At 67.1% G+C, this 23,501-nt stretch carries 22 protein-coding genes; 14 read left to right on the forward strand and 8 right to left on the reverse strand.

Annotated elements, in window-relative coordinates; translation table 11 throughout:
• Positions 1 to 12: 12 nt before the first annotated feature.
• Positions 13 to 2,727, reverse strand: a complete 2,715-nt coding sequence (locus tag GL279_RS03760) for a nitrate/nitrite transporter (protein ID WP_155063268.1) — start codon at positions 2,725 to 2,727, stop codon at positions 13 to 15.
• A gap of 251 nt (positions 2,728 to 2,978) precedes the next feature.
• Here GL279_RS03760 and GL279_RS03765 point away from each other — a divergent pair, with 251 nt between their 5' ends.
• The 11 genes from GL279_RS03765 (at position 2,979) to GL279_RS03815 (ending at position 11,859) form a co-directional block, all read left to right on the forward strand.
• Positions 2,979 to 3,683 carry a helix-turn-helix domain-containing protein gene (locus tag GL279_RS03765; protein ID WP_155063269.1) on the forward strand — a complete coding sequence of 235 codons (705 nt, stop codon included), beginning with the start codon at positions 2,979 to 2,981 and terminating at the stop codon, positions 3,681 to 3,683.
• Positions 3,684 to 3,733: 50 nt separating this feature from the next.
• On the forward strand, positions 3,734 to 4,534 hold the full coding sequence (locus tag GL279_RS03770; RefSeq protein ID WP_155063270.1) for an AraC family transcriptional regulator: 801 nt from the start codon (positions 3,734 to 3,736) through the stop codon (positions 4,532 to 4,534).
• A gap of 67 nt (positions 4,535 to 4,601) precedes the next feature.
• Positions 4,602 to 5,003 carry a DUF2000 domain-containing protein gene (locus tag GL279_RS03775; protein WP_155063271.1) on the forward strand — a complete coding sequence of 134 codons (402 nt, stop codon included), beginning with the start codon at positions 4,602 to 4,604 and terminating at the stop codon, positions 5,001 to 5,003.
• 113 nt (positions 5,004 to 5,116) lie between these two features.
• Positions 5,117 to 6,469, forward strand: coding sequence for a hypothetical protein (locus tag GL279_RS03780; protein WP_155063272.1), 1,353 nt, complete (start codon positions 5,117 to 5,119; stop codon positions 6,467 to 6,469).
• Positions 6,466 to 6,993, forward strand: coding sequence for a DUF2249 domain-containing protein (locus GL279_RS19660; RefSeq protein WP_343039698.1), 528 nt, complete (start codon positions 6,466 to 6,468; stop codon positions 6,991 to 6,993). Before GL279_RS03780 ends, GL279_RS19660 begins: the two co-directional genes overlap by 4 nt.
• Positions 6,986 to 7,261, forward strand: a complete 276-nt coding sequence (locus tag GL279_RS03790) for a metal-sulfur cluster assembly factor (RefSeq protein ID WP_155063273.1) — start codon at positions 6,986 to 6,988, stop codon at positions 7,259 to 7,261. Before GL279_RS19660 ends, GL279_RS03790 begins: the two co-directional genes overlap by 8 nt.
• Positions 7,262 to 7,629: 368 nt before the next feature.
• Positions 7,630 to 8,754 carry a copper-containing nitrite reductase gene (gene nirK / locus GL279_RS03795; protein WP_155063274.1) on the forward strand — a complete coding sequence of 375 codons (1,125 nt, stop codon included), beginning with the start codon at positions 7,630 to 7,632 and terminating at the stop codon, positions 8,752 to 8,754.
• Positions 8,755 to 8,869: 115 nt separating this feature from the next.
• A complete protein-coding gene (locus GL279_RS03800; RefSeq protein ID WP_155063275.1) occupies positions 8,870 to 9,682 on the forward strand; it encodes an SUMF1/EgtB/PvdO family nonheme iron enzyme in 813 nt (270 codons plus the stop codon).
• A gap of 91 nt (positions 9,683 to 9,773) precedes the next feature.
• The gene (locus GL279_RS03805; RefSeq protein ID WP_343039699.1) at positions 9,774 to 10,466 is read left to right on the forward strand and encodes a Crp/Fnr family transcriptional regulator; all 693 of its coding nucleotides are present in this window, start codon (positions 9,774 to 9,776) and stop codon (positions 10,464 to 10,466) included.
• 106 nt (positions 10,467 to 10,572) lie between these two features.
• Positions 10,573 to 11,010 (forward strand): pseudoazurin, encoded by a 438-nt coding sequence (locus GL279_RS03810; RefSeq protein WP_155063277.1) that lies wholly within the window; start codon positions 10,573 to 10,575, stop codon positions 11,008 to 11,010.
• 129 nt (positions 11,011 to 11,139) lie between these two features.
• The gene (locus GL279_RS03815; protein ID WP_155063278.1) at positions 11,140 to 11,859 is read left to right on the forward strand and encodes a Crp/Fnr family transcriptional regulator; all 720 of its coding nucleotides are present in this window, start codon (positions 11,140 to 11,142) and stop codon (positions 11,857 to 11,859) included.
• A 39-nt stretch (positions 11,860 to 11,898) separates the two neighbouring features.
• Here the strand turns inward: GL279_RS03815 and ric are convergent, their stop codons facing one another.
• The 3 genes from ric to GL279_RS03830 are packed head-to-tail and all read right to left on the reverse strand — an operon-like array spanning position 11,899 to position 14,626.
• A complete protein-coding gene (ric, locus tag GL279_RS03820; RefSeq protein WP_155063279.1) occupies positions 11,899 to 12,564 on the reverse strand; it encodes an iron-sulfur cluster repair di-iron protein in 666 nt (221 codons plus the stop codon).
• A gap of 17 nt (positions 12,565 to 12,581) precedes the next feature.
• Positions 12,582 to 13,160, reverse strand: a complete 579-nt coding sequence (locus GL279_RS03825; protein ID WP_155063280.1) for a UbiX family flavin prenyltransferase — start codon at positions 13,158 to 13,160, stop codon at positions 12,582 to 12,584.
• Positions 13,157 to 14,626 (reverse strand): UbiD family decarboxylase, encoded by a 1,470-nt coding sequence (locus GL279_RS03830; RefSeq protein WP_155063315.1) that lies wholly within the window; start codon positions 14,624 to 14,626, stop codon positions 13,157 to 13,159. Before GL279_RS03830 ends, GL279_RS03825 begins: the two co-directional genes overlap by 4 nt.
• Positions 14,627 to 14,744: 118 nt before the next feature.
• Here GL279_RS03830 and ubiT point away from each other — a divergent pair, with 118 nt between their 5' ends.
• The 3 genes from ubiT to ubiV are packed head-to-tail and all read left to right on the forward strand — an operon-like array spanning position 14,745 to position 17,174.
• The gene (gene ubiT / locus GL279_RS03835) at positions 14,745 to 15,278 is read left to right on the forward strand and encodes a ubiquinone anaerobic biosynthesis accessory factor UbiT (protein WP_155063281.1); all 534 of its coding nucleotides are present in this window, start codon (positions 14,745 to 14,747) and stop codon (positions 15,276 to 15,278) included.
• Entirely contained in the window at positions 15,278 to 16,273 is a 996-nt protein-coding gene (ubiU, locus tag GL279_RS03840) for a ubiquinone anaerobic biosynthesis protein UbiU (RefSeq protein WP_170293917.1), read from the forward strand. The genes ubiT and ubiU overlap by 1 nt, the downstream gene beginning before the upstream one ends.
• 10 nt (positions 16,274 to 16,283) lie before the next feature.
• The gene (gene ubiV, locus GL279_RS03845) at positions 16,284 to 17,174 is read left to right on the forward strand and encodes a ubiquinone anaerobic biosynthesis protein UbiV (RefSeq protein ID WP_155063316.1); all 891 of its coding nucleotides are present in this window, start codon (positions 16,284 to 16,286) and stop codon (positions 17,172 to 17,174) included.
• A gap of 71 nt (positions 17,175 to 17,245) precedes the next feature.
• Here ubiV and GL279_RS03850 read toward each other — a convergent pair whose 3' ends face one another.
• The 4 genes from GL279_RS03850 to GL279_RS03865 all read right to left on the reverse strand — a co-directional run bounded on the left by GL279_RS03850 (position 17,246) and on the right by GL279_RS03865 (position 23,489).
• On the reverse strand, positions 17,246 to 18,283 hold the full coding sequence (locus GL279_RS03850; protein ID WP_155063283.1) for a zinc-dependent alcohol dehydrogenase family protein: 1,038 nt from the start codon (positions 18,281 to 18,283) through the stop codon (positions 17,246 to 17,248).
• 150 nt (positions 18,284 to 18,433) lie between these two features.
• Positions 18,434 to 18,934, reverse strand: coding sequence for an acetone carboxylase subunit gamma (locus GL279_RS03855; RefSeq protein ID WP_155063284.1), 501 nt, complete (start codon positions 18,932 to 18,934; stop codon positions 18,434 to 18,436).
• Between the two features lie 69 nt (positions 18,935 to 19,003).
• A complete protein-coding gene (locus GL279_RS03860; RefSeq protein WP_155063285.1) occupies positions 19,004 to 21,319 on the reverse strand; it encodes a hydantoinase B/oxoprolinase family protein in 2,316 nt (771 codons plus the stop codon).
• A 22-nt stretch (positions 21,320 to 21,341) separates the two neighbouring features.
• Entirely contained in the window at positions 21,342 to 23,489 is a 2,148-nt protein-coding gene (locus tag GL279_RS03865; RefSeq protein ID WP_155063317.1) for a hydantoinase/oxoprolinase family protein, read from the reverse strand.
• Positions 23,490 to 23,501: the final 12 nt, after the last annotated feature.

A 23,501-nucleotide genomic window follows, 5' to 3' on the forward strand; every position in this document is an offset into this window, starting at 1 on the left:
TTGTGTTCTGGGTTACGCGGCGGGGGCGGCCGAGACCGCGCGCCCGTGTTCGATGTCGTGCAGCATCCCGCCCCGGCGCGCGTAGACGCCCCAGGTCACCGCGATGCAGATGAGGTAAAAGGCCAGAAAGCCCCAAAGCGCGGCCCCGGCACCGCCGGTCAGGTGGATGGCGCTGCCAAAGGCCTTGGGGATGAAGAACCCGCCATAGCCCCCGATCGCGGCGGTAAAGGCCACGATGGCCGCCGATTCACGTTCGGCCTGACGGCGGCGTTCCTCGGGGGTGGCATCGGGGTAAAGCCGCGCGATTTCCTTGCGCATGATCACCGGGATCATCTGGAAGGTTGACGAGTTGCCCACGCCCGAGAAGAAGAACAGCGCCATGAAGCCCGCAAAGAACAGCGCGAAACTGCCGCCGTTCAGCCCCTGGATGATGACCAGAACCGATGCGATCATGCCCGTGAACACCCAGAAGGTGACGCGCGCGCCGCCGACCCGGTCGGCCAGCCAGCCGCTGCCCGCCCGGCTGAGCGCGCCGATCAGCGGGCCCAGAAAGGCGTATTGCAGCGCATTGACCTGCGGAAAGGCCAGTTTCGTCAGCATCGGGAAGGCGGCGGAATAGCCGATGAAGCTGCCGAAGGTGCCGACATAAAGCAGGCACATGATCCAGTTGTGCCGGCGCGAAAAGATCACCGCCTGTTCGCGGAAACTGGATTTGGCATCGGCGATGTCATTCATGCCGAGCCATGCCGCGACGGTTGCCGCGATGATGAAGGGCACCCAGACAAAGCCTGCGTTCTGCATCCAGACCTGACCGCCAGTGCTGAGCTGCTGCGGCGTCCCGCCCAAGGCGCCAAAGACGCCCATGGTGATGACGACCGGCACCAGAAACTGCATGATCGACACGCCCAGATTGCCCAGACCTGCATTCAGCGCCATCGCATTGCCCTTTTCGGCACGCGGAAAGAAGAAGCCGATATTGGCCATCGAGGACGAGAAGTTGCCGCCGCCCAGCCCGCACAGCAGCGCCAGCACGACAAAGATCAGATAGGGCGTTTCGGGGTTCTGCACTGCGTAGCCGATGCCCATGGCCGGGATCAGCAGCGAGGCGGTGGACAGCGTCGTCCACAGCCGGCCACCAAAGATTGGCACCATGAAGCTGTAAAAGATGCGCAGCGTCGCCCCCGACAGCGCCGGCAGCGCCGCCAGCCAGAACAGCTGATCCTGCGAGAAGGTAAAGCCGATGGCGGGCAGGCGCGCGATGACCACCGACCATACCATCCAGACCGCAAAGGCCAGAACCAACGCCGGGATCGACAACCACAGGTTGCGCCGCGCAATGCGTCGGCCCTTGTCGGCCCAGAAGCTGGCGTCCTCGGGGCGCCAGTCCTCGATCACGCGGGGCATCTCGGTCTGGCCCGGCACGTGGATTTCAGCCAGCTCTGCAAAGGCGGGCAACTGGTCCAGCACCTTCCCCTGCGCCTGCCGCTCCATCGCGCGGATCGTCATGTGCATCCAGCCCAGCGAGACCAGCACCACCCCCAAAAGCAGCGCGAAACACGAGGTGTAGACCCCGGTCAGGTCCAGCAGCGCGCCAAAGGCGATGGGCAGGACAAAACCGCCTAAGCCCCCGATCATCCCGACCAGACCGCCGACCGCGCCGACATGGCCGGGATAATAGACCGGAATATGTTTGAAGACCGCTGCCTTGCCCAGGCTCATGAAGAACCCCAGCGCAAAGATCGTCGCGACAAAGGGCCACAGATCCATCCGGGTCGAAAAGGCGATGTCGCCGTCCTTGCCGTGGATGACGTAATCCGCCGGCGGATAGGACAGCATGATCAGCAACAGCACCGAAAAGCCGAAGGTCCAATACATCACCGTCCGGGCGCCAAAGCGGTCCGACAGCGCGCCGCCATAGGCCCGGAACAGGCTGGCCGACAGGCTGAAGGCCGCCGCCGCCATGCCCGCCGTGCGCAGGTCGATGCCGTAAACCGCGACCAGATAGTGCGGCAGCCACAGCGCCAGCGCGACGAAGCCGCCGAAGACGAAGAAATAATACAGCGCGAACCGCCAGACCTGCAGGTTCTTCAGCGGCGCGAATTGCTGCGCCAGCGTCGGAGCCTGCACGCCCCGCGCGCGGCGGGCGGCGAAATCCGGGTCGTCCTTGGCCAGCAGGTAAAAGGCCACACCCATCAATGCGATGGCCCCGGCCCAGATCTCGGCCACGCCCTGCCAGCCCATGGCGACCAGCACGAAGGGCGCCAGAAACTTGGTCACCGCCGCGCCGACATTGCCCATGCCAAAGGTGCCAAGCGCCAGCCCCTGCCGTTCGGCCGGGAACCATTTCGAGACGTAGGCGACACCGATGATGAAGGATCCGCCCGCCAGCCCGACGCCAAGCGCCGCCAGCAGAAAGGTCGGATAGCTGTCAGCCCATGTCAGCGCGAATGTGGCCATCCCGGCCAGGATCATCTGCGCGGCAAAGACGATGCGGCCGCCGAACCGCTCGGTCCAGACGCCCAGCACCAGCCGCGTCAGCGAGCCGGTCAGCACCGGCGTCGCGATCAAAAGCCCGTATTGGAATTCCGACAGGCCCAGCTGGGCCTTGATGGTGATGCCGATGATCGAGAAAATGGTCCAGACGGCAAAGCACAGGGTAAAGGCCAATGTGCTTAGCCATAGCGCCCGCTGCTGGTCCTGGCGGGACGGGGGATGGTGTTCCGGCATGACTTGCTCCTGTCATCCGCTTCGCCGCTGAGGCAAAGGGTTGCAGGTGGCCCATCATGGCCGGAGGGGCGCAACTTTGACATGGATCAATTATGGACCGGTCCGGCCGAAAATCGCGCTTGAATTGCGACTTGTTCATAAGGAAATGGGACCATGTCGCGCTCAAGCCTGCGGGAATCCCGGATTCCACTTGCTTGTAGTTGATCGTTCACTTACCAAATATCAATCAACCAAGTGACAAGGATCGATTCTTGAGGGACGAGGAAAAGCCCGCCATCCGCAGCCTGCCGCTGTTCCGCGAGGTCTCGACCCAGACCTTCGAGGGGCTGATGGCGGTCAGCTATTCGCAAGCCTTCCCGCCGCAGCTGGACCTGTTCACCCAGGGCGAGCGCGCCGATTTCCTGCATATCCTCGTCGAGGGCAGCGTGGCGCTGCATGCCGACTGGAACGGGCGCGAGGCGGTGATGGCCATGGTGCGCCCGGTCTCCAGCTTCATTCTGGCGGCCTGCATCCGCGATGTGCGTTACCTGATGTCGGCGCGCACGCTGGAGCGGTCGCGCATCCTGATGCTGCCCGCGGTGGACCTGCGCGCCGCCATCCGGCGCGAGCCCGAGCTGGCGGCGGCGGTGATGTCGGAACTGGCCAGCGGCTATCGCGGCATGGTGCGGCAGGCCAAGAACCTCAAGCTGCGCACCGCGCGCGAGCGGGTGGCGGCATGGCTGCTGGGCCATGCCCACCGGCAGGGCGGCGTGAACGGCTTTACCCTGCCGGTCGAAAAGCGCGATCTGGCCTCATATCTGGGCATGACGCCGGAAAGCCTGTCGCGCGCCCTGTCGGGGCTGAAGACGCAGGGCATCGCACTGGACGGCGCGCGTGTCATCATCACCGACCGCGAGCGGCTGGCGGCGGTCGCAGGCTATGACCCGCTGATCGACGAGGTCGGGGACGACATCTGACACCCCGCGCGGGCTTTCGGGCCGGGCCGGGCGCATGTTATCCCCACCCCATGCCGCGCAACCGCTATCACCATCTGGGCTGGCTTCACGGCATCGAGCTTTTCGAGGCCGCCTTCAGCACCCAGACCTTTGCCCGCCACGCGCATGCGGGCTTTGCCATCGGCGCGATTACCGAGGGCGCCGGCGGCTATCTGTGCCGGGGCGAAAGCATGGTGCTGCCCGCCGGCTCGCTGTCGCTGATGAACCCCGAAGAGGCCCATACCGGCCATGCGGCGGCGGGGCGGGTGCGCTACGACATGCTTTACGCCTCGGAAGAGGCGGTGCGCGCGATGCTGGATCTGCGCAAGCTGCGCGGCTTTGCCGAGATCGCGCCGCAGGATCGCGGGCGGCAGCTGACGCGGGCGCTGGCCGGGCTTGCGGCCTGCCTGAACGCCGCCGCGCCCTCGCGTCTGGCCATCGAAGAGGCGGTGCATGACGTGCTGGCGCAGGCCTTTGCGCATTATGGCGGCGCCGGGCTGCGGGTGCCGGGGCGCGAACCCGCCGCCATCCGCGCCCTGCTGGAGCGGATCGCGGTCGGGGTCGCGGCGGGCTGCGATCTTGGCCTGTCCGATCTGGCCGCCGGGGTCGGGCTGACCCCCTCTTATCTGATCCGCAGCACCCGCCGCGCCACCGGCCTGACCCCGCATGGCCATGTGCTGCGCGCCCGCGTGGATCACGCCCGCCGCCTGCTGCTGGCGGGCACCCCCGCCGCCGAGGCCGCCATTGCCGCAGGCTTTTGCGATCAGGCGCATCTGATCCGGCAGTTCCGCCGCCATTACGGGGTGACGCCCGGCGCGCTGATCCGGCACTGAAGGTCAATTTCGTCCAATCCCCGCCCGCCGCCGCATGGCATGGCGGGGGCGCGAAAGGACATCTGCCATGCATCTGAAACCCGTCATCATCCTTGACGAAACCCTGCCCACCGGCCTCAAGGCCAATTTCGCCGCCGTGCTGGGCATGAGCCTTGGGCAGCTGCGCCCCGATCTGGTCGGCGCCGCGACGCCTGCGCAGGACGGCGTGGCGCTGGCCGGGATCACCACGGTGGCGCTACCGATTCTGGGTGCCCCGGGCGCCGATCTGCCGGCGCTGTTTGCCGCCGCAGCCGGCCTGCCGCTGCGGCTGGCCTATATGCGCGCCGCCTTCGAGGCGCGCGATTACGCCGATTACACCGCCCGCATCGCCGCCGCACCGCTGGCAGGTCACGCACCGCAGGCGATCCTGCTGGGCGGGCCGCGCAAGGCGGTGGACCGCATCTGCGGCAGCCTGCGTCTTTTGCGCTGATCCGGGGGACGGTGCGACACGCCACACGCAAAGAAATCCGCCTGTTTGACCAAGAACAACGAAGCCCCCCCCGGCGCGCGTATCCTGCCTGTATGACTTCGGGAGGGGCGGCAATGGCGGGAAAGCATCTCTCGCGCTGGACATTGGTATGGTTCGGCTCGGCCATGGCGATGCTGCTGGCCGGCTGCGCGCTGGGCCTTCTGGGCGCAGCGGACCCGCAGGGCTGGTCGCAGGGCAGCAATCTGGCGGTGGTGCATCTGTTCGTGCTGGGCTGGCTTTGTCAGGTCATGCTGGGGGCGCTGATCCAGTTCGTGCCGGTGCTGGCCGCGCGCCCGCTGGCCTTTCCCGGGCTGGCGCTGCCGGCGCTGGTCGCGACCTCGACCGGGACACTGGCGCTGGCGCTGGGGTTTCTGGCGCTGGACGGGCATCAGGCGCTGCAACCGCTGTTCCTGCTGGCGCCGGTGCTGATCGGACTGGGCTTTGCCTTGGTGGCGGTGATGGTCACGGCGACGCTGTGGCACCGCGACAGCCTGCATCTGGCCGAGGTCAGGATGGTCCTGCTGGCGCTGGCGGCGCTGGTCGGGCTGTGGCTTAGCGGCGGGCGGATGGTGCTGGCGCTGGCGGGCCTTGGCCCGGCGCCGGACCTGTCCGCGATGCTGCCGCTGCATCTGCTTCTGGGCATCGCCGGCTGGCTTGGCCTTGCGGCCTGCGGCGTCACCTACAAGCTGTTTGCGATGTTCCTGCTGGCCCCCGAACAGGGCGGGCGGCTGCGCGGCGCCATCTTCTGGACCGCCGCCGGGCTGGTCGCCCTGCTGCTGGCCGCGCTGTTGTGGCTGCTGGCGGGCGGCTCTGCCGGGCGGGCCACCGCCCTTGCGCTGGCGCTGCTGCCGCTGCTGGCGCTGCTGGCGCTGCTGTATCTGACCGAGATCGCGCAGCTGTGGAAAGCCCGCCGCCGCCCCGCGCTGGAGCCCAACATGCTGTGGAGCCGCGCCGCCCTTGCCTTTCTGGCACTGGCGGCGGCCCTGGCGATCCCCGGCTGGCTGTGGGGTGGCACCTGGGCGGAAACGGCGGTCTTTGTCGCGCTGGTCGGCTGGCTGTCGACGCTGACCCTGGCGCAATTGCTCAAGATCGTGGGCTTTCTGACATGGATTCAGGTCTTTGCCCCGCGCATCGGCCATCAGCCGGTGCCGATGGTGCAAAAGCTGGGCAGCACACGCGCCGCCAGCGCCTGCCTTGCGCTGTGGTGTGCGGGCACGCTGGCTGGCGCCCTGTCGCTGCTGGGCGCCAGCCCCGCCGGCTACCGGCTGGCGATGGCGCTGCTGAGCCTTGGCGCGCTGGGGGTCGGTCGCGAGTTGATCGCGGTCAGGCAGCTGGCGCATCTGCCCCCTGCCGAGCGCCCCGGCCAGTTGCCGCATCTCATGCTTCCCCTGCTTCACCCCAGACCCCGTGCGGAGACCAGATCGTGACCCAGCCCGCCCCGCTAGAGCTTGACGTCCGCCCGATCATCCGGGACGGCGAGGATCCCTTTGGCGCCATCATGGCCGCCGTCGATGTGCTGAGCCCCGGTCAGGCGCTGCATCTGCTGGCGCCGTTCCGGCCGGCGCCGCTGTTCACCGTCATGGCCAGCCGCGGCTTTGGCAGTCAGGACCGCCAGCGCGATGACGGCACATGGGAGGTGCTGTTCACCCCGGCCCCGGCCCCCGGCCCGGATGCCGAGATGACGCCCGGATCGGCCGATGACGCGGGCCTGTGGCCGGATGCGGTGCATGAGCTGGACCTGACCGGCCTGACGCCGCCCGAACCCATGGTGCGCATCCTTGAAGCCGTCACCGGGCTGGCGCCGGGCGAGGTGCTGTTTGCGCTGCTGGACCGCGAGCCGATGTTCCTGTTTCCCGAACTGGCGCAGCGCGGCCATGAATGGGCGGGGAATTTCGCCCGCTCGGGTCAGGCCTACCGGCTGCTGGTGCGGGCAGGCGCGCGCGATGACTGACCAGATCCGTCAGGCGCTGCGCGCCGTCTTCGACCCCGAAACCGGGCGCGACCTGATCGCCATGGGCATGATCTATGACATCCGCCGACAGGCGGGCCACGCCGAGGTCACCATGACCACCACCACGCGCGGCTGCCCGCTGACCGAGGTGCTGCGGCTGGGCGTGCAGGCGGCGCTGCTGGCCGTCCCCGGCGTGACCAGCGCCGAGGTCACGCTGATATGGGATCCGCCCTGGACCCCCGACCGGATCGAGCCGCTGGCCTTCTAGCCCGGCCGTCCCCGCCGGCCCCCGCGACCGGCCCCCAAGACCGGCTCATGCCCGCGCCGCGAACCGCCGCGCGTGGCCAGAACCACCCGCAGCACATCGCCCGGAAACCGCAAGCGGAGCCCCCAAGGCACCCGACCGCAGGGGTGGCCTTGATTCGGCCAAGGCTGCGGCGGGTGGCGGCGGATCGAGGCGCCGGCGCGGCGATGGGGCGGAAATCTCTCTGCTCTTTGTGCTGCCACAAGTAAAGCGCCCATTTGCCCGACCCTCCTTGATCCGGCTCAACGACGGCCCGTGCGCGGCGCGGCATCATTGGGACAGCGGATCAAGAACCGCACCGAATACAAAGCCATGAGTGAAAGGAACCCGTCATGACCTCCCTGTCCTTCAGCCGCCGCACCGTTCTGGCCGGCGCCGCCATCGCCGGAGCCATGACGCAGGTCCGTCAAGCCGCCGCCGAAACCAAAGCGGTGCTGACCCCGGCATCCGCCACCGACATCGCCCAGCTGCCCCGCCAGAAGGTCAAACTGGTCGATCCGCCCTTCGTGCACGAACATGAGCAGGTGGCGACCGGCGGCCCCAAGGTGGTCGAATTCGAAATGACCATCCAGGAGAAAAAGATCACGCTCGACAACAGCGGCGCGACCTATTGGGCCTCGACCTTCAACGGCACCGTGCCGGGCCCGCTGATGGTGGTGCACGAAGGCGATTACCTTGAACTGACGCTGATCAACCCCGACACGAACGAGCTGATGCACAACATCGACTTCCACGCCTCGACCGGGGCGCTTGGCGGCGGCGGGCTGACCCAGATCAACCCCGGCGAGAAATGCGTGCTGCGCTGGAAGGCGACCAAGCCGGGCGTCTTCGTCTATCACTGCGCCCCTCCGGGCATGGTGGCCTTCCACGTCGTCTCGGGGATGAACGGCGCCGTCATGGTGCTGCCGCGCGAGGGGCTGAAGGGCCGCGAAGGCGAACCCGTCCACTATGACAAGGTGTTCTACATCGGCGAGCAGGATTTCTACGTGCCGCGCGACGCCGACGGCAACTGGAAGAATTATGACAGCGCCGGCGAAAGCTATGAGGATGTCGTCAAGGTGATGCGGACGCTGACGCCCACGCATGTGGTCTTCAACGGCGCGGTGGGCGCGCTGACCGGCGACAATGCGATGAAAGCGAAGGTCGGCGAGACCGTGGCCTTTATCCATTCGCAGGCCAACCGCGACACCCGCCCGCACCTGATCGGCGGCCATGGCAATTACGTCTGGGCCACGGGCAAGTTCGGCAACCCGCCCGAGCGCGGGCTGGAAACCTGGTTCATTCCGGGCGGCACGGCAGGGATGATGGTCTATACCTTCGAACAGCCCGGCATCTACGCCTATGTGAACCACAACCTGATCGAGGCCTTTGAACTGGGCGCGGCGGCGCATGTCGTCGTCGAGGGGGAATGGAACAACGACCTGATGACCCAGGTCCTGGCCCCCAGCCCGATCTGAGCCCCCCGATCCGAGCCACCGGGGTCCGGCGCCAGATCCGGGCCGGATCCGAACAACCCGATCCGGCCCGCCGCGGAAACAGCCGCAGCGGGTCCGTTTACAAGGGGAAACCAGCATGCGTCCCGTCAGCCTGCTTTTCGCCAGCGCCGCCCTTGCCTTGGCCGGCGCCCTGTTTCTGACCGCATCCGGGCCGCGCGCCTCGGTCGATACGCCGACGCTGGTGCGGCTGGAGCCCGCGCCTTTCCGGCACCGGCTGGATGGCGATTGGCAGCGCCGGGGCCTGCCCGCCGATGCGCCGATGGCCGAGGTGTCGCTGCCCGCGCCGGTCGAGATCATGGCGACGCAGGTCAGCAACCGGCAATGGGGCGCCTGCGTCGCGGCCGGGGCCTGCCCCGCGCTGGCGCGGGCGGGCGATAGCCCCGACCTGCCGGTGACCGGAGTGAACTGGTATGACGCCCAAAGCTATGCCGTCTGGCTGTCGCGCCAGACCGGGGCGACATGGCGGCTGCCCACGGATGTCGAATGGGCCCATGCGGCGGCCGAGCTGTTTCGCGACGACGCGCTGGGGGTCGAAAGCGATCCCGAAAACCCCGCCGCGCTGTGGCTGGCCGAATATGCCGCACAATCGGCCCGCAGCCGTGACTTCGACCGCGAGATCCGCCCGGTCGGCCAGCTGAACGTCAACTCGCTGGGCGTGCATGACATCGGCGGCGCGGTCTGGGACTGGACTTCGACCTGCCTGCGTCAGGGCGAGATCGACGACCACGGCGCCATCCTGCGCCAAAGCGAAAGCTGCGGCATCTATATCGCCGAGGGCCTGCACCGCGCCGCCATCGTCGATTTCGTGCGCGAGCCGAAATCGGGGGGCTGCTCGGTCGGCCTGCCACCGGCCAATCTGGGCTTTCGCCTGGTGCGCGAAACGGGCTGAGCGGGATGGGCAAAAGCGCGCAGGCTGGGGTGCTTTGCTTTCCCTCGTTTTTGCGGCAGTTAAAGGGCATCCCATGGTAAAGGCTGGCCGCGTGGCAATCGACATCTCCCTGGTCCGCAATCTTCCGCTGTTTCGCCAGATGGAGCCTGCGGCTCTGGCGCGCATGATGACGCGCGCGACTCCGCAGCGGTTCGCCAAGGGCGCGACCGTCTTTGAACAGGGCGCCGATGCGGCCGCCTTTTTCTTTCTGCTGCACGGGCGGCTGAAGGTCAGTCAGGTCACGGCGGACGGCCAGCAGGTCATGATGCGGGTGGTGCATCCGGGCGATCTGTTCGGCTTTGCCCGCGCACTGGCGCGGCCCGACTATCCCGGCACCGCCAAGGCGGCGGTGGATTCGCTGGTGATCTCGTGGCCGATGGCGGAATGGGACACCGTCGTCGAAGGCAATCCTCGTTTGGCCATGAACGCCATGCAGAACATCGGCCAGCGTCTGGACGAGGCCCATACCCGGCTGCGCGAAATGTCCACCCAAGAGGTCGAACGCCGCGTGGCCCATGCCGTGCTGCGTCTGACGCAAAAGGCCGGCAGCATCGAGCCGGCCGGCACGCGCATCGACTTTCCCATCACCCGTCAGGATATCGCCGAGATGACCGGCACCACGCTGCACACCGTCTCGCGGCTGCTGTCGGCATGGGAAGCGCGCGGGCTGGTCGAGGGCGGTCGGCAAAAGCTGATGGTCACCGATGCCGAGGGGCTGGCCCGGATCGCCGATCCCGAGGATTGAGCAACGCTTTGGCCGATCTGTTTGCGATTGCGCAAAGTGACGCCGGCGAATTCCGACTAAATCTCTGGCCAAGGGATGACCCTATTCCCGTCACCGGAGATCCGACATGAAACTCGCCACCCTTATCGCCGCCCCTGTCTTCGTTCTGGCGCTTGCCGGAACCGCCCTCGCCGCCGAGCACGAGGTCCACATGCTCAACAAGGGCGAAGCCGGGGCCATGGTGTTCGAACCGGCCTTTACCAAGGCCGAGCCCGGCGACACCATCCGCTTCATCCCCACCGACAAGGGCCATAACGTCGAAGGGATCAAGGACATCCTGCCCGCCGGCGTCGCGCCCTTCAAAAGCCCGATCAACGAGGAATATACCCTGACCGTCACCGAGCCGGGGCTTTACGGTGTGAAATGCACGCCGCATTTCGCCATGGGCATGGTCGCGTTGATTCAGGTCGGGGCCGAGCCGGCCAATCTGGACACCGCCAAGACCGCGAAACTGCCGAAAAAGGCGCGCGAGCGCATGGACGCAGATCTCGGCAAGCTGCAGTAAGCCGGGGCAGCGGCAGGGGTCGGGCCAAGGCATGGCCCCAAGCCCTGTTGACACCGGGCGGCCTGCGGCCAATGGTCCCGACCTGCCGTTCCGGCCCCACCCCGCCCCCCATCCCGCGAAAGCCCCATCATGACGCGCCAGTCCCTGACCCCGCTGCACCGCCGGATTGCCGGCCAGTCGCGGCTGATCGCGGGCCTGCCGCCCGAAATGGCGGACCGGCTGCTGGATGCCGCGCAGGTGCAGCGCCTGCGCCGGGGACAGGCGCTGTTTCATCAGGGTGACGCCGCCCGCGCCATCCACATCATGGCCGAAGGCTGGGTCAAGCTGTATCGCATCGCGCCCAACGGGACCGAGGCGGTGGTCGGCGTGATGACCCGCGGCCAAAGCTTTGGCGAACCCATCGCGCTGCGCCGCGCCGCCTATCCGGTTTCAGCCGAGGCGACGACCGCCTGCGAGATCGTGGCCGTGCCGGCGCAGGCCTTTCTTGACCTGCTGCAGGCCCATCCCGAGGCGGCGATCTCGGTCCTGTCGGCGACCTTTTTGCATCTGCAGGGGCTGGTCGAGCAGATCGAGCAGCTCAAGGCGCGCTCGGGCGCGCAGCGCGTGGCGGAATTCCTGCTGGACCTCTGCCCGGCCGAGGCCGAAAGCGCCACCGTGGTCCTGCCCTATGACAAGGCGCTGATCGCCGGCCGGCTGGGCATGAAGCCCGAAAGCCTCAGCCGCGCCTTTGTCCGGCTGCGCGAATGCGGGGTGCGCATCAACCAGACCCATGCCGTCATCGCCTCGGTCAGCCAGTTGCGCGGGCTGGCGCATGACGATGGCTCGGGCCACCTAGGCCGCGCCCTTTAGGCACGGGCGGCGCAGGGCCGCCCGCCCCCCGATCATGCCTCAGGCCGCAAGCGCGCGGGGAAACAGCACCGTTTCCTCAAGATGGACATGCGCCACCACATCGTCGCAAAGCTTGCGCAGCCCGGTATAAAGCGCGGTCCACGACCCGCAGGCGCCTTCGGGCAGGACCAGCCCATGGGTGACATGCTCGACCTGATGCAGCAGTTCGGCGGTCACGGCATGTTCGCGGGTCATCACATCGACCGGCTGGGCCAGCAGCGCGCCCGCGCCCTGCAACATGGCGGGAAAGAGCACGCTTTCCTCTTTCGTCATGTGCTGGTCCAGATCGTCGCGCAAGGCCAGCAGCACCTCGGTCAGGCCCAGCGGCGCCTCGTCATGGTCGCCATGCACCGACTCAACCCGGTTGGCCAGCTGGACAAGGAAATCCAGCTCATGGCGATGGGCGGCATGATAGCGTTCCAGAATATGGGCGATCAGGACCGGCGTCTCTTGCGGCGCGTCATGGCCGGCGCTGTCGATCAGCGCCTGCAACCGGGCGGTCAGCGCGGCAAGGTCCAGCCCGGCCTTGTCGGCGGCATCGGCAAGGCTGAGCGCGCCACCGCAGCAAAAGCTGATATCGGCATCGCGAAAGATCTGCGCCGCGCCGGGCAGCCGGGCGGCGATGTCGCGCACGGTGGTTTCGGGGGCAAGAAGGCTGTCGGTCATCGGGGTCTCCGGTTTCATCAGGAAGGACGGGATTCGGTCGTGGCGGACCAGGCCCGCGCCTGCGGCTGGGCCAGATGCAAAAGATCGACGGCGCGGGCGGCGATCTGGGCGCTGGCCTCGGCCAGAGTGGCGTGATGCAGGTAAAAGGCCGGCACTGGCGGCAGCACGATGGCGCCCATTTCGGTCACCGCCTGCATGTTGCGCAGATGCGCCAGCGTCAGCGGCGCCTCGCGCGCCAGCAGGACCAGCGGCCGACGTTCCTTCAGCTGCACCCCGGCGGCGCGGGTCAGCAGGTTGTCATCCAGCCCATGGGCGATGGCGGCCAGACTGCGCATCGAACAGGGCGCGACGATCATCCCCGCCACCGGGCAGGACCCCGACGCGATCGCGGCACCTAGGTCATGCAAGGGATGGCGGCGTGCGGCCAGCGCGGCCAGCGCGGCCTCGGCCCCCGGCCCGACCTCGGCGGCCAGCGTGCGCGCGGCCATGGCCGACAACACCAGCTCGACCCCGGCGCCGATCCGGTTCAGCGCGCGCGCGCAATCCAGCGCCAGCATCGCCCCCGAAGCCCCCGAGACGCCCAGCACCACCCTCATGGCAGGATCCCGGCCAGCAGCGCCTCGGCCCGGGCTTCATGCGCGGGGTCCAGCTGCATCTCGCGGCCCCAATCGCGGCTGGTCTCGGGGCCGATCTTGGTGGTGGCGTCAATGCCGATCTTGCCCGCCAGCCCCTCCAGCGGCGAGGCGAAGTCCAGATAATCCATCGGCGTGCGGTCGATCAGCATCACGTCGCGCGCCGGGTCCATCCGCGTCGCCATCGCCCAGGCGATGTCATCCCAGTTGCGGACGTCCAGCGTGCCATCCACCACGACGATCATCTTGGTATAGGAAAACTGCGGCAGCATCCCCCACAGCGCCATCATCACGCGCCGCGCCTGCCCCGGATAACGCTTGTCGATGCGCACCACCGCCATGCGATAGGAGCAGGCCGCAGCCGGCAGCCACAGGTCCAAGACCTCGGGGATCTGCGCCCGGACCACCGGCAGGGCCAGCTCGTTGAAGACCTCGCCGATGACCGAGGGCTCGTCCGGCGGGCGTCCGGTCACCGTGGTCAGATACAGCGGATCCTCGCGGCAGGTGATGGCGCTGATCCGCATCACCGGGAAGGATTCGACCGCGTTGTAATAGCCGGTATGGTCGCCAAAGGGCCCCTCGGGCGCGATTTCGCCGGGATGGACCCAGCCTTCGACGATCACCTCGGCATGGGCGGGCACCATCAGCGGCACCGTGCGCGCCGCGACCAGCTCGGTCCTTGCACCGCGCAGGACGCCGGAAAAGCCCAGCTCCGAGACGGTTTCCGGCAGCGGAAGGGCAGCGGCCAGCAACAGCGCCGGATCGGCGCCCAGCGCGATCGCCACCGGCATCGGTTCACGCGCCCGCTGCCAGCTGCGGTGATGCGCCGCGCCGCCGCGATGCGCCAGCCAGCGCAGGATCAGCCGGTCCGGCCCCAGCACCTGCGCGCGATAGACGCCCAGATTATAGCGCGACAGATCCGCCGCCTCACCGCCATGCGGGCGGGTCAGCACCACCGGCCAGGTGATCAGCGGGCCGCCATCCTCGGGCCAGGGCGTCTGCACCGGCAGCGCGTCCAGCCCAGCCCGCCCCTGCCGCTGCACCGGCGCATGATGCAGAACCCGGGGCCGCGCCCGCAGCGCCGCGCGCAGCACCGGCCAATGCGACAGCGCATCGCGCAGGCCAGAGGGTGGCTCGGGGCTGCGCAGGCTGGCCAGAAAGGCGCCAAAGGCCGGGATCTGGTCCAGCTCCAGACCAAGCCCGGCCGCGACCCGTGCCTTGGTGCCGAACAGATTGGCGATCACCGGCATGTCCGGCCCGTCATGGGCCTCAAAGCGCAGCACCGGCCCGCCCCGGCGCAGCGCCGCCAGTTGCACTGCCGTCATCTCGTGACGCAGCGAGACCGGCGCCGTCACCCGCGCCAGCTGACCCTGCCCGCCCAGATGGGCAAGAAAGGCCCGCAGGTCGGCAAATACGGGCAGGCGGCGCATCTTGGGCCTCGGGGCATCGTGGTGCTGGTTCATGGTCCGGCACCCTGCCCCGGAAAAACCGCGCCTCCCTTGACAATCATCAAGCGTGTCGCGGTTTTTTCGTGGCACTGAAGGCGGCATGACCCAGACCCCTGCCCTGCCCCGCCTTCTTGGTCCGCTGGCCCTGTTGCCCTTGGCGACGCCGGCGCTTGGCCTTGCCCTGACGCGCCTGTTGCGCCGGATCGCACGGCAAAAGCCCGCGATCCTTGCCCGATTGGGCGATGCCCGCAGCGCCCGTTTCCTGATCGACGTGACCGACGGGCCGGTGATCCTGCTGATCGAACCCGAGCCGCGCCGGATCACCGCCAGCCGCCGCGACCGGCCCGAGCCCGTGCATGACGCGGCGATCCGGGGCCGGATGGCGGCCTTTCTGGCCATGCTGCACGGGCGCGAGGATGGCGATGCGCTGTTCTTTTCGGGCGAGCTGGCGATCACCGGCGACACCGGCGCCGTGCTGGCGCTGCGCAATGCGCTGGATGACGCCGAGCTTGACCTGACCGAGGAACTGGCGGCGCTGTCGCGCCCGCCCCTTGACCGCTGGCTGCGCCATGCCTCGGCGCTGGTGGCGCGGCGCAGCGGCTTTGTCCTGTCCCGAGAGGAGCCCCAGCCATGATGGAACTCGTTTGCCCGGCCGGCACGCCGGCGGCCCTGCGCGCGGCTGTCGATGCTGGCGCCCATACCGTCTATTGCGGCTTTGCCGATGAAACCAATGCCCGCAATTTTCCCGGCCTGAACTTTTCGCGCGAGGAAATGGCGGCGGGGGTGGATTATGCCGTCGCGCGCGGGGCGCGGGTGCTGGTCGCGATCAACACCTATCCGCGCGCAGGCGCACAGGTCGTCTGGCACCGCGCGGTGGCCGATGCCCATGCCGCCGGGGCGCATGCGGTGATTCTGGCCGACCCCGGCCTGATTGCCCATGCCGCCGAAACCCACCCCGACCTGCGGTTGCACCTGTCGGTGCAGGCGGCGGCGGCCAATCCCGATGCGATCAACCTTTACGCAGACAGTTTCGGCATCCGCCGCGTCGTGCTGCCACGCGTGCTGACGGTCGAGGAGATCACCGCCATCAACCGCGAGATCGACATCGAGACCGAGGTTTTCGTCTTTGGCGGGCTGTGCGTCATGGCCGAGGGGCGCTGTTCGCTGTCCTCATGGGCCACGGGCCTGTCGCCCAACATGAACGGCGTCTGCTCTCCGGCCGGCCACGTCGCCTATGCCGAAACCGAGGGCGCGAACGAGGCGCGGCTGGGCGGCTGGCTGATCCACCGCACGCCCAAGGGCGGGCCCGCCCCCTATCCGACACTGTGCAAGGGCTGCTTCAGCGCGCCCGCGACCGACACCGCCCCCGCGCAGACCGGGCATATTTTCGAGGATCCGGTCAGTCTGGATGCAACCGAGCTGATCCCCCGGCTGCACAAGGCCGGCGTCACCGCGCTCAAGATCGAGGGCCGCCAGCGCTCGCGCGCCTATGTGGCGCAGGTCGTGCGCAGTTTCCGCGCCGCCGTCGAGGCCGCCGACCGGGGCGAGCCGATGCCCGCCGGTCTGTTGGCCAAGCTGACCGAGGGGCAGGCCGCCACCACCGGCGCCTATGCCAAGACCTGGAGGTAATGCGATGACCATGGACCTGACCATCGGCCCGGTCGCCTTTTTCTGGACCGCCGAACGCATGCGCGACTTTTACCGCGACCTTGCCACCAGCCCGGCGCGGCGGGTGGTGATCGGCGAATGGGTCTGCTCCAAGCGACTGCCGTTCTGGCAGCACGAGATCCCCGGCGCTGTCGAGACCCTGCTGGCCGCCGGCACCGAGGTGGCGCTGTCCACGCTGGCGCTGATCACACTGAAACGCGAGCGCCGCCAGACCGCCGAGCTGTTCGCCGCCGGCATCCCGGTCGAGATCGCCGATCTGGGCGCGCTGAAACACCTGCCCGAGGGCGCGCCCTTTCAGGTCGGCCCGATGGTCAATGTCTATAACGAGGGCACGCTGTATTGGCTGGCGCGCAAGGGCGCGACGCGGATCTGCCTGCCGCCGGAACTGCCGCTGGATTCGGTCCGGGTGCTGGCGCAGGCCGGGCGCGAGGCCGGGGTCGCGGTCGAGGTCTGGGGCCATGGCCGGGCGCCGCTGGCGATCTCGGGGCGCTGCTATCACGCCCGGCTGCACGACCGCGCCAAGGACAGCTGCCAATTCGTCTGCGGCGAAGATCCGGACGGGCGCGAGGTGCAGACGCTGGATGGGAAAAGCTTTCTGACCGTCAATGGCGTGCAGACCATGGGCCATGCCCATACCACCGTCGCCCGCCAGATCCGCGACCTTGGGGAGGCGGGCGTCAGCGCCATCCGCATCTCGCCGCAGCATGGCGATTTCGCGGCGATCATCGACATCTATGACCGGGCGCTGCGCGGGATTTCCCCGCCCGGGGCCACCCTGACGGCGCTGGGTGCGGCAATGCCGGGCGCGGCCTTTGCCGATGGTTTTCTGGCCGGTGCCCCCGGCCTGCGCCCGGCCCGCTGATCGGGCCCCACCGATCGGCGGCGGGGGGCCGGACCAGTTTGGCCCGGCCTGCGGCAGGATCGGGCCCGGGGTCAGGCCGTCAGGATCACCTTCATCGCCTTTTCGCGCGCGGCATTGCCGAACACCTCATAGGCCTGCAGGATCTCGCCCAGCGCAAAGCGGTGCGTGACCAGCCGGGCCGGATCGACCTTGCCCGATTGCAGGGTCTTAATCAGCATCGGCGTGGTATTGGTGCAGACCAGCCCCATCGAGATATTGATGTTCTTGATCCACAATTCCTCGATATGCAGCTGCACCGGTTTGCCGTGCACGCCGACATTGGCGATGTTGCCGCCAGCCGAGACGATCTTTTGGCAGATGTCGAAGGTCGCGGGAATGCCGACGGCCTCGATGGCAACATCGACGCCGCGCCCGCCGGTCATCTCCAGCACCCGCGCCACGACATCCTCGGCCCCGACCTGCACCAGATCGGTCGCGCCGAATTGCTGGGCCAGCTCCAGCCGGGCGGCGTCCATGTCGATCATGATGATCCGGCCCGGAGAATAGAATTGCGCCGTCAGCAGCACCGACATGCCGACCGGCCCCGCGCCGACGATGGCGATGGTGTCGCCGGGTTTCACATGGCCGGCCTGCACGCCGATCTCCATGCCGGTGGGCATGATGTCCGACAGCATCACCAGCGCCTCTTCGTCCACGCCCTCGGGCAGCAGGTAAAGCGAGATGTCGCCATGCGGGATGCGGACATATTCGGCCTGGGTGCCATCGATCTTGTGGCCCAGAATCCAGCCGCCATCGTCGCAATGGGCGTAAAGCTGGCGCTTGCAATTGGCGCAGCGCCCGCATGAGGTCACGCAAGAGATCAGCACCGCATCGCCGGGTTTGAAATTGGCCACCGCCTCGCCGACCGCCTCGACCACGCCGACGCCCTCATGCCCGAGCGTGCGGCCGGGAGTGACGGCGGGAACGTCGCCCTTGAGGATATGCAGGTCGGTGCCGCAGATCGTCGTCCGGGTGATCCGCACGATCACGTCGGTCGGCTTCTCGATGCCGGGCTTTTCCTTTTCGATCCAGTCCTTCTGGCCCGGTCCCTGATAAACAAGTGCTTTCATGGTTCTCTCCCTCCGTTGGATAGCCATGCGCCTTTTGTATGATCCCGCCTGTCGCCCCGCCTGTCCGATTTTCGGACAGCCAGCCGCTGCGCGTGAGGGCAAGAATGAAAGCGGGCGACGCTATGGCCGCCCGCGATGCCGAAGGCTGTCTCAGGCCCTTTCGGGCACCGGCAGACCCAGCCAGTCCTTGTAGAAGGCCTCGATATCGGGCTCGAAATCATGGATGACAGGATACCACGGCGTCGGCGCCTCGACGTCCAGCAGGTCCCCCGAGAGCGGGCAGAAATATTCCCGGATCACCTGCCATTCGGGCGAGGGCGCCATCAGCCGGGGATAAAGCTCTTCCATCTGGGCGGCGGTGTTGCGCACGCGGACGCGGGCGTGCAGTTTCCAGTTCTGGTTCCATTCGCAGAAATCGTGACCGGCCTGACTGCGGATCATCCATTTCCGGTCCGCCTTGCGCTGCACGATATAAAGCTTGGGCCCCAGCGGCAGGATGATCGGATCGTCCCAGTCGACCTGCTCTTGCAGGATCTCCAGATAGATTTGGAAACGCTCCTTGTCCTTGGGTGTGGACAGCATGGTGTGCAGCGTGTCGCGGTCGATATTGCCGTCCACCAGGTCCTTGATCTTGGCTTTCGTATAGGCCATCGGTTCCTCCCTTGGATTGGCCTTGAAGGGGTGGCTGCGCCCCTTGGGGGGCGGGCGCAGCCGGGACGCTCATTCCTCGACGAACTGGACGGTCTTGACGTCCGGCAGTTCGGAAATATCCATCGAGTATTCGCGCCCGTAGGACGGGATCGGCAGATCCGCCTCCATCAGCCGCCAGTCGGCGGGCAGATCCCAGAAGCTGCGGAACTGCTGCTCGAAGCGCGGGCCCAGCTTGAACGAGGCGGCAAACATCTGCTGGACATGCACACCGGCGTCCTTGGCCAGAATGCGCTGGCGTTCGTCGGCCATCCATTCCTGCGTCGGCACCGATTCCGCCAGACGCTGCTGGCGGATCTTTTGGCGCAGGGCCACGGTTGCGGCCTGATCGACGCCTTTCAGCCCGTCGCCCGCGCCGTCCAGCACCACGCCATAGACGCTTTGCGCAAAGCGGGGCAGCAGATAGCCGCCGTTCACGTCATCGGCCACCTTCTGCGGCTCGCGGTCCAGAGGATCGCCGAAACCGGGGCCACCGCGCATATAGTTCAGGTAAAGATCGTAATCCTTGAACATCGCCTCGGTGGTGATCGCCTGCTTGTCGCGCTTGATGCGGGCATCGGGCAGCATCCCTTCCCAGATCGGGTGCTCGGGGTCGGTATCGCCGCCATGCGGAATGGCGCCGCCGTTTTCGATGATCTCCTTCAGGCGGGTGTCATGCGCCTCGAAGCGATAGCCCGAGGCCGCCGGATAGCCGCCCATCAGCCCCCAGTCCGAGCTGATATGGCCGTTGCCCATGAAGAACATCGTCCAATCCTTGGCGTTCCAGACCATGCGCAGGCTTTCAAACCCGCAGCCGCCGCGATACTTGCCCGCGCCGCCCGAGCTGGCCTTGATCTGCCGGCCCAGATAGACCAGCGGCTCGGCCAGTTCCCAGATTTCCATGTCGCCCATGTCGCCTTCGGGGTTCCAGACGGCGGCGGCATGGCTGATGCCGTCCTGATGGGCGCTGGCCCCGACCCCGTTGGCAGCGCATTCGAACGAGTTCACGGCGTGGATCTCGTCATATTGGTTGAAGCCACCGCCCTGCAGCCAGTTCGAGGTATTGGCGTTGCCGGCGTTGACCTCTTCCAGATAGCCGCGGCCGAAATAGGCCCGGCTGAGCCCGCGCCACAGCGCCGTCCAGCTGGACACAAGGAAGTGCCAAGAATAGCTGAAGGCCACCCGCCGGTCGTCGGGGTTCATCCATGTGCCCTTGGGCAGCCGGAATTCGGTGCCATAGGCGGCGCCATCGTTGATCATCTCGATCGGGATCAGCGACTGCGTCATCATCACCCAGATGCCGCTGGTGAAACTGACCTGATGGGCGTTGTAGGTGTGCCAGCCCCACCGGGAGGCACCCTCGAAATCCAGCCGCCATGTGCCATCGGGGCGGATGGTGATTTCCGAGGGCGTGTGCATGATCGTGTCGACCTTGGCGAAATCGGACGGCACGCGCACGTCCTCATGCGCATAGGGCACATCGACAAAGCCGACCTGACGGTATTTGCCGGGAATGGTCATCGCCTTGATGCGGGCCTGCAACCCGATGCGGCCGTGTTCGACCGATTCATAGGCGAATTTCCAATAGGATTCGATGCCTTCGTCGGCGATCACCTCCTGCACCAGATCGCGGATCATGTGGCAGCCGGCGACGCGGGTGCGTTCGTCCAGCATCCAGTAGCGGGTGGTGCGCACCATGCGCTGGCTTTCATGCAGCCAGTCGCGCTTCAGCTCATCATTCTCGCCGATCTTGCGGCAGGTGATGGAATAGCCGTCGCCAAAGCGCTGCACCTGCCCCGTGGACATCGACCCCGGCCCCACCGAGCCGGTGTCGATCACATGGGTGACGCCACCGACCCAGCCGATCAGCTCGCCCTCGTGAAAGATCGGCACGATGGTGTGGATGTCGCAGGGGTGGACGTTGCCGATCAGGCTGTCGTTGTTGCAGAAGATATCCTTGTCCCTGATGCCGGGGTTATCCTCCCAGCCGTTCTCGATCATGTATTTGATCGCGGCGCCCATGGTGCCGACATGGATGATGATGCCGGTCGAGGTCAGGATCGAATCCCCCGCCGCATTATACAGGGTAAAGCACAGCTCGCCCTCTTGCTCGACGATGGGCGATGCCGCGATCTTCTTGGCGGTCTCGCGGGCATCGACGACGCCGGCCCGCAGGCGCGAGAACAGCTTGTTGTATTTGATCGGGTCGCTGTCGCGCAGCTCCAGCCTTTCCAGCCCGGCGTAATGTTTCGTCTGCTTGGTGGCGTCCATCAGCCGGTCGCGGTGTTGTTTCAGGGTCTCGCCGCCGCGAACGATGCCGCGGGTATCGACCTTGGATTGCATGTTCATCGTGTTTCTCCTCCCGTCGATTTCAGACTTCTTTCAGGTGGAACAGGCGGTGGCCGTCCAGCCATGTCTCGAAGCCGCCCGGCACCACGAAGGTGGTCGCGTCGGATTCGATGACCGCCGGGCCGGTGATGCGGTTGCCGGGCTGCAGGGCCTCCATCCGATAGAGCTGCGCATCGACCCATTTCTTGTGCCGGTAGAATTTCCGCGTGCCGAGCCGGGCCGCGTCGGGCGGGGTCGGGCCGACCTCGGGCTCCTTGGGGATCTTGGGTTTCGGGATCGGCACCGTGCCGCGCATGATCGCGCCGGTCACCGAATAGCCCAGCTCTGGCGAGCGGGCCGAGGCGGCATAGACGCGGCCATAGGTGTCGTTGAAGGCATCGACCAGCTTGTCCCAATCCTCGGCGGAATGGGCGGTCATGATCGGGCTTTCGATTTCCAGATCATTGAGCTGGCCGCGATACTGCATGCGGAAACCCGGTTGCAGCTGCACGCGGTCGGCGGAATAGCCGTTGATCTCGAACTCCTCCAGCACGCGCTCTTTCAGCTCTTCCCATGCCTCTTGCAGGGTCGCGGCCTGATTGGCCTTCAGATCGGCGCTGGCGTCGCTGGCGATGTTGATGTCCAGCGACTTGTCATAGCGATATTCGAAATCCGCCGCCGCGCAGCCAAAGGCGGAAAAGCCCGCAGCCCATGCCGGCACGATCACATCCTCAAAGCCCAGCCCCTCGGTATAGCCATAGGTGTGGACCGGCCCGGCACCGCCATAGCTGAAGCAGACGAAGTTCCCCGGCGTCGAGCCCTTGCCCGAGATCATCGCCCGCAGATAGTCGCGCAGGTCGCTGTCCAGAAGCTCGATCACGCCCGCCGCCGCATCCTCGACCGACAGGCCCAGGGGATCGGCGATCTGTTCCTTCATCGCATTCCAGGCGCGTTCGCGGTCCAGCTTCACCTGCCCGCCAAGGAAGTTGTCGGGGTTCAGATAGCCCAGAATGACGTGGCAATCCGAGATCGTCACCGTCTCGATCCCCGAGGCCTCCCAGCAGACGCCGACGCGGTAGCCGGCGCTGTCGGGGCCCAGCTTGATCGCCTTGGTATAGGGGTCCAGCCGGATGAACGAGCCCGCGCCCGCGCCGACCGAATCCATCGCCACCAGCGGCAGCGACAGCACCAGCCGCGCCATATCGGGGTCATTGCGGATCGTCAGCTCGTTCTGGGTGATCAGCGCCACGTCGAACGACGTGCCGCCAATATCCGAACAGGCGATATTGGAATAGCCCAGCACCTCGCCCAGATATTTCGCGCCGATCACGCCGCCGATGGGGCCCGAGACGATGGTGCGCGCCAGTTCCTTGGCCTTCCAGCTGATGGTGCCGCCATGCGTGGCCATCACCCGGAAATCGAATTTCGAGCCGTTCTCCTTGAAGGCCGCCGTGATCTTGCTCAGCGTCTGACGCGAAGGCTCGGCGGCATAGGCTTCCAGGATCGTGGTATTGGTGCGGTGGGTTTCCTTGCGCACCGGATAGTAATCGGTCGAGGCAAAGACCGGGATCTTCTTGCCCGAGTCCTCGACCTCTTCCTGCACGATGTCGCGCACGCGGCGTTCATGGCCCGGGTTGCGATAGCTGTGCAAAAGCGAGATCACGATGCCCTCGACATCCTCGGCGATCAGCTCGCGCGCGGCCTGCCGGGCGGTGTCCTCGCGCAGCGGGATGACCACGGTGCCGGACATGTCCACCCGCTCCATCACGCCGCGCGTCAGGTGGCGCGGCACCAGAGGCTCGTCGTAGTAATGCGTGTTCAGGTGGATGCGGTCCTCATAGGCGAAACCCAGATAGGCCTGGATCGCGCGGCCCATGCGGTGGAAATCCTCCATCCCCGCATTGACGATCAGCCCGCAGCGCAGCCCCTTACGCTGCACGACGCGGTTCAGCATCGCGGTGCCGGAGTAGACGCCGGTCTGGATCTCGCCCAGCGCGTCCTCCAGCGTCAGGCCCCAATGCTCCAGCCCCTCTTTCGAGCTGGCGATCAGGCCAAGCGCCTCGTTCTGCGGCGTCGACTGCGCCTTGCCGACGACGAAATCACCGTCGCTGTCGACAAAGAACGTGTCGGTCATGGTGCCGCCCGCGTCGATGCCAAGCACCTGCACGCGACGGCCCGTCTGTTTGTCCAATGGCACGGGTAA

Origin of the sequence: Paracoccus limosus, from assembly GCF_009711185.1 — a bacterium.
GTDB lineage: Bacteria > Pseudomonadota > Alphaproteobacteria > Rhodobacterales > Rhodobacteraceae > Paracoccus > Paracoccus limosus.

Bases quoted from the DNA above. Each gene is read 5' to 3' on its own strand.
- GL279_RS03760 (WP_155063268.1), bottom strand. From the start codon at position 2,727: ATGCCGGAACACCATCCCCCGTCCCGCCAGGACCAGCAGCGGGCGCTA.
- GL279_RS03770 (WP_155063270.1), top strand. From the start codon at position 3,734: ATGCCGCGCAACCGCTATCACCATCTGGGCTGGCTTCACGGCATCGAG.
- GL279_RS03775 (WP_155063271.1), top strand. From the start codon at position 4,602: ATGCATCTGAAACCCGTCATCATCCTTGACGAAACCCTGCCCACCGGC.
- GL279_RS03780 (WP_155063272.1), top strand. From the start codon at position 5,117: ATGGCGGGAAAGCATCTCTCGCGCTGGACATTGGTATGGTTCGGCTCG.
- GL279_RS03790 (WP_155063273.1), top strand. From the start codon at position 6,986: ATGACTGACCAGATCCGTCAGGCGCTGCGCGCCGTCTTCGACCCCGAA.
- nirK (WP_155063274.1), top strand. From the start codon at position 7,630: ATGACCTCCCTGTCCTTCAGCCGCCGCACCGTTCTGGCCGGCGCCGCC.
- GL279_RS03800 (WP_155063275.1), top strand. From the start codon at position 8,870: ATGCGTCCCGTCAGCCTGCTTTTCGCCAGCGCCGCCCTTGCCTTGGCC.
- GL279_RS03810 (WP_155063277.1), top strand. From the start codon at position 10,573: ATGAAACTCGCCACCCTTATCGCCGCCCCTGTCTTCGTTCTGGCGCTT.
- GL279_RS03815 (WP_155063278.1), top strand. From the start codon at position 11,140: ATGACGCGCCAGTCCCTGACCCCGCTGCACCGCCGGATTGCCGGCCAG.
- ric (WP_155063279.1), bottom strand. From the start codon at position 12,564: ATGACCGACAGCCTTCTTGCCCCCGAAACCACCGTGCGCGACATCGCC.
- GL279_RS03825 (WP_155063280.1), bottom strand. From the start codon at position 13,160: ATGAGGGTGGTGCTGGGCGTCTCGGGGGCTTCGGGGGCGATGCTGGCG.
- GL279_RS03830 (WP_155063315.1), bottom strand. From the start codon at position 14,626: ATGCGCCGCCTGCCCGTATTTGCCGACCTGCGGGCCTTTCTTGCCCAT.
- ubiT (WP_155063281.1), top strand. From the start codon at position 14,745: ATGACCCAGACCCCTGCCCTGCCCCGCCTTCTTGGTCCGCTGGCCCTG.
- ubiU (WP_170293917.1), top strand. From the start codon at position 15,278: ATGGAACTCGTTTGCCCGGCCGGCACGCCGGCGGCCCTGCGCGCGGCT.
- ubiV (WP_155063316.1), top strand. From the start codon at position 16,284: ATGGACCTGACCATCGGCCCGGTCGCCTTTTTCTGGACCGCCGAACGC.
- GL279_RS03850 (WP_155063283.1), bottom strand. From the start codon at position 18,283: ATGAAAGCACTTGTTTATCAGGGACCGGGCCAGAAGGACTGGATCGAA.
- GL279_RS03855 (WP_155063284.1), bottom strand. From the start codon at position 18,934: ATGGCCTATACGAAAGCCAAGATCAAGGACCTGGTGGACGGCAATATC.
- GL279_RS03860 (WP_155063285.1), bottom strand. From the start codon at position 21,319: ATGAACATGCAATCCAAGGTCGATACCCGCGGCATCGTTCGCGGCGGC.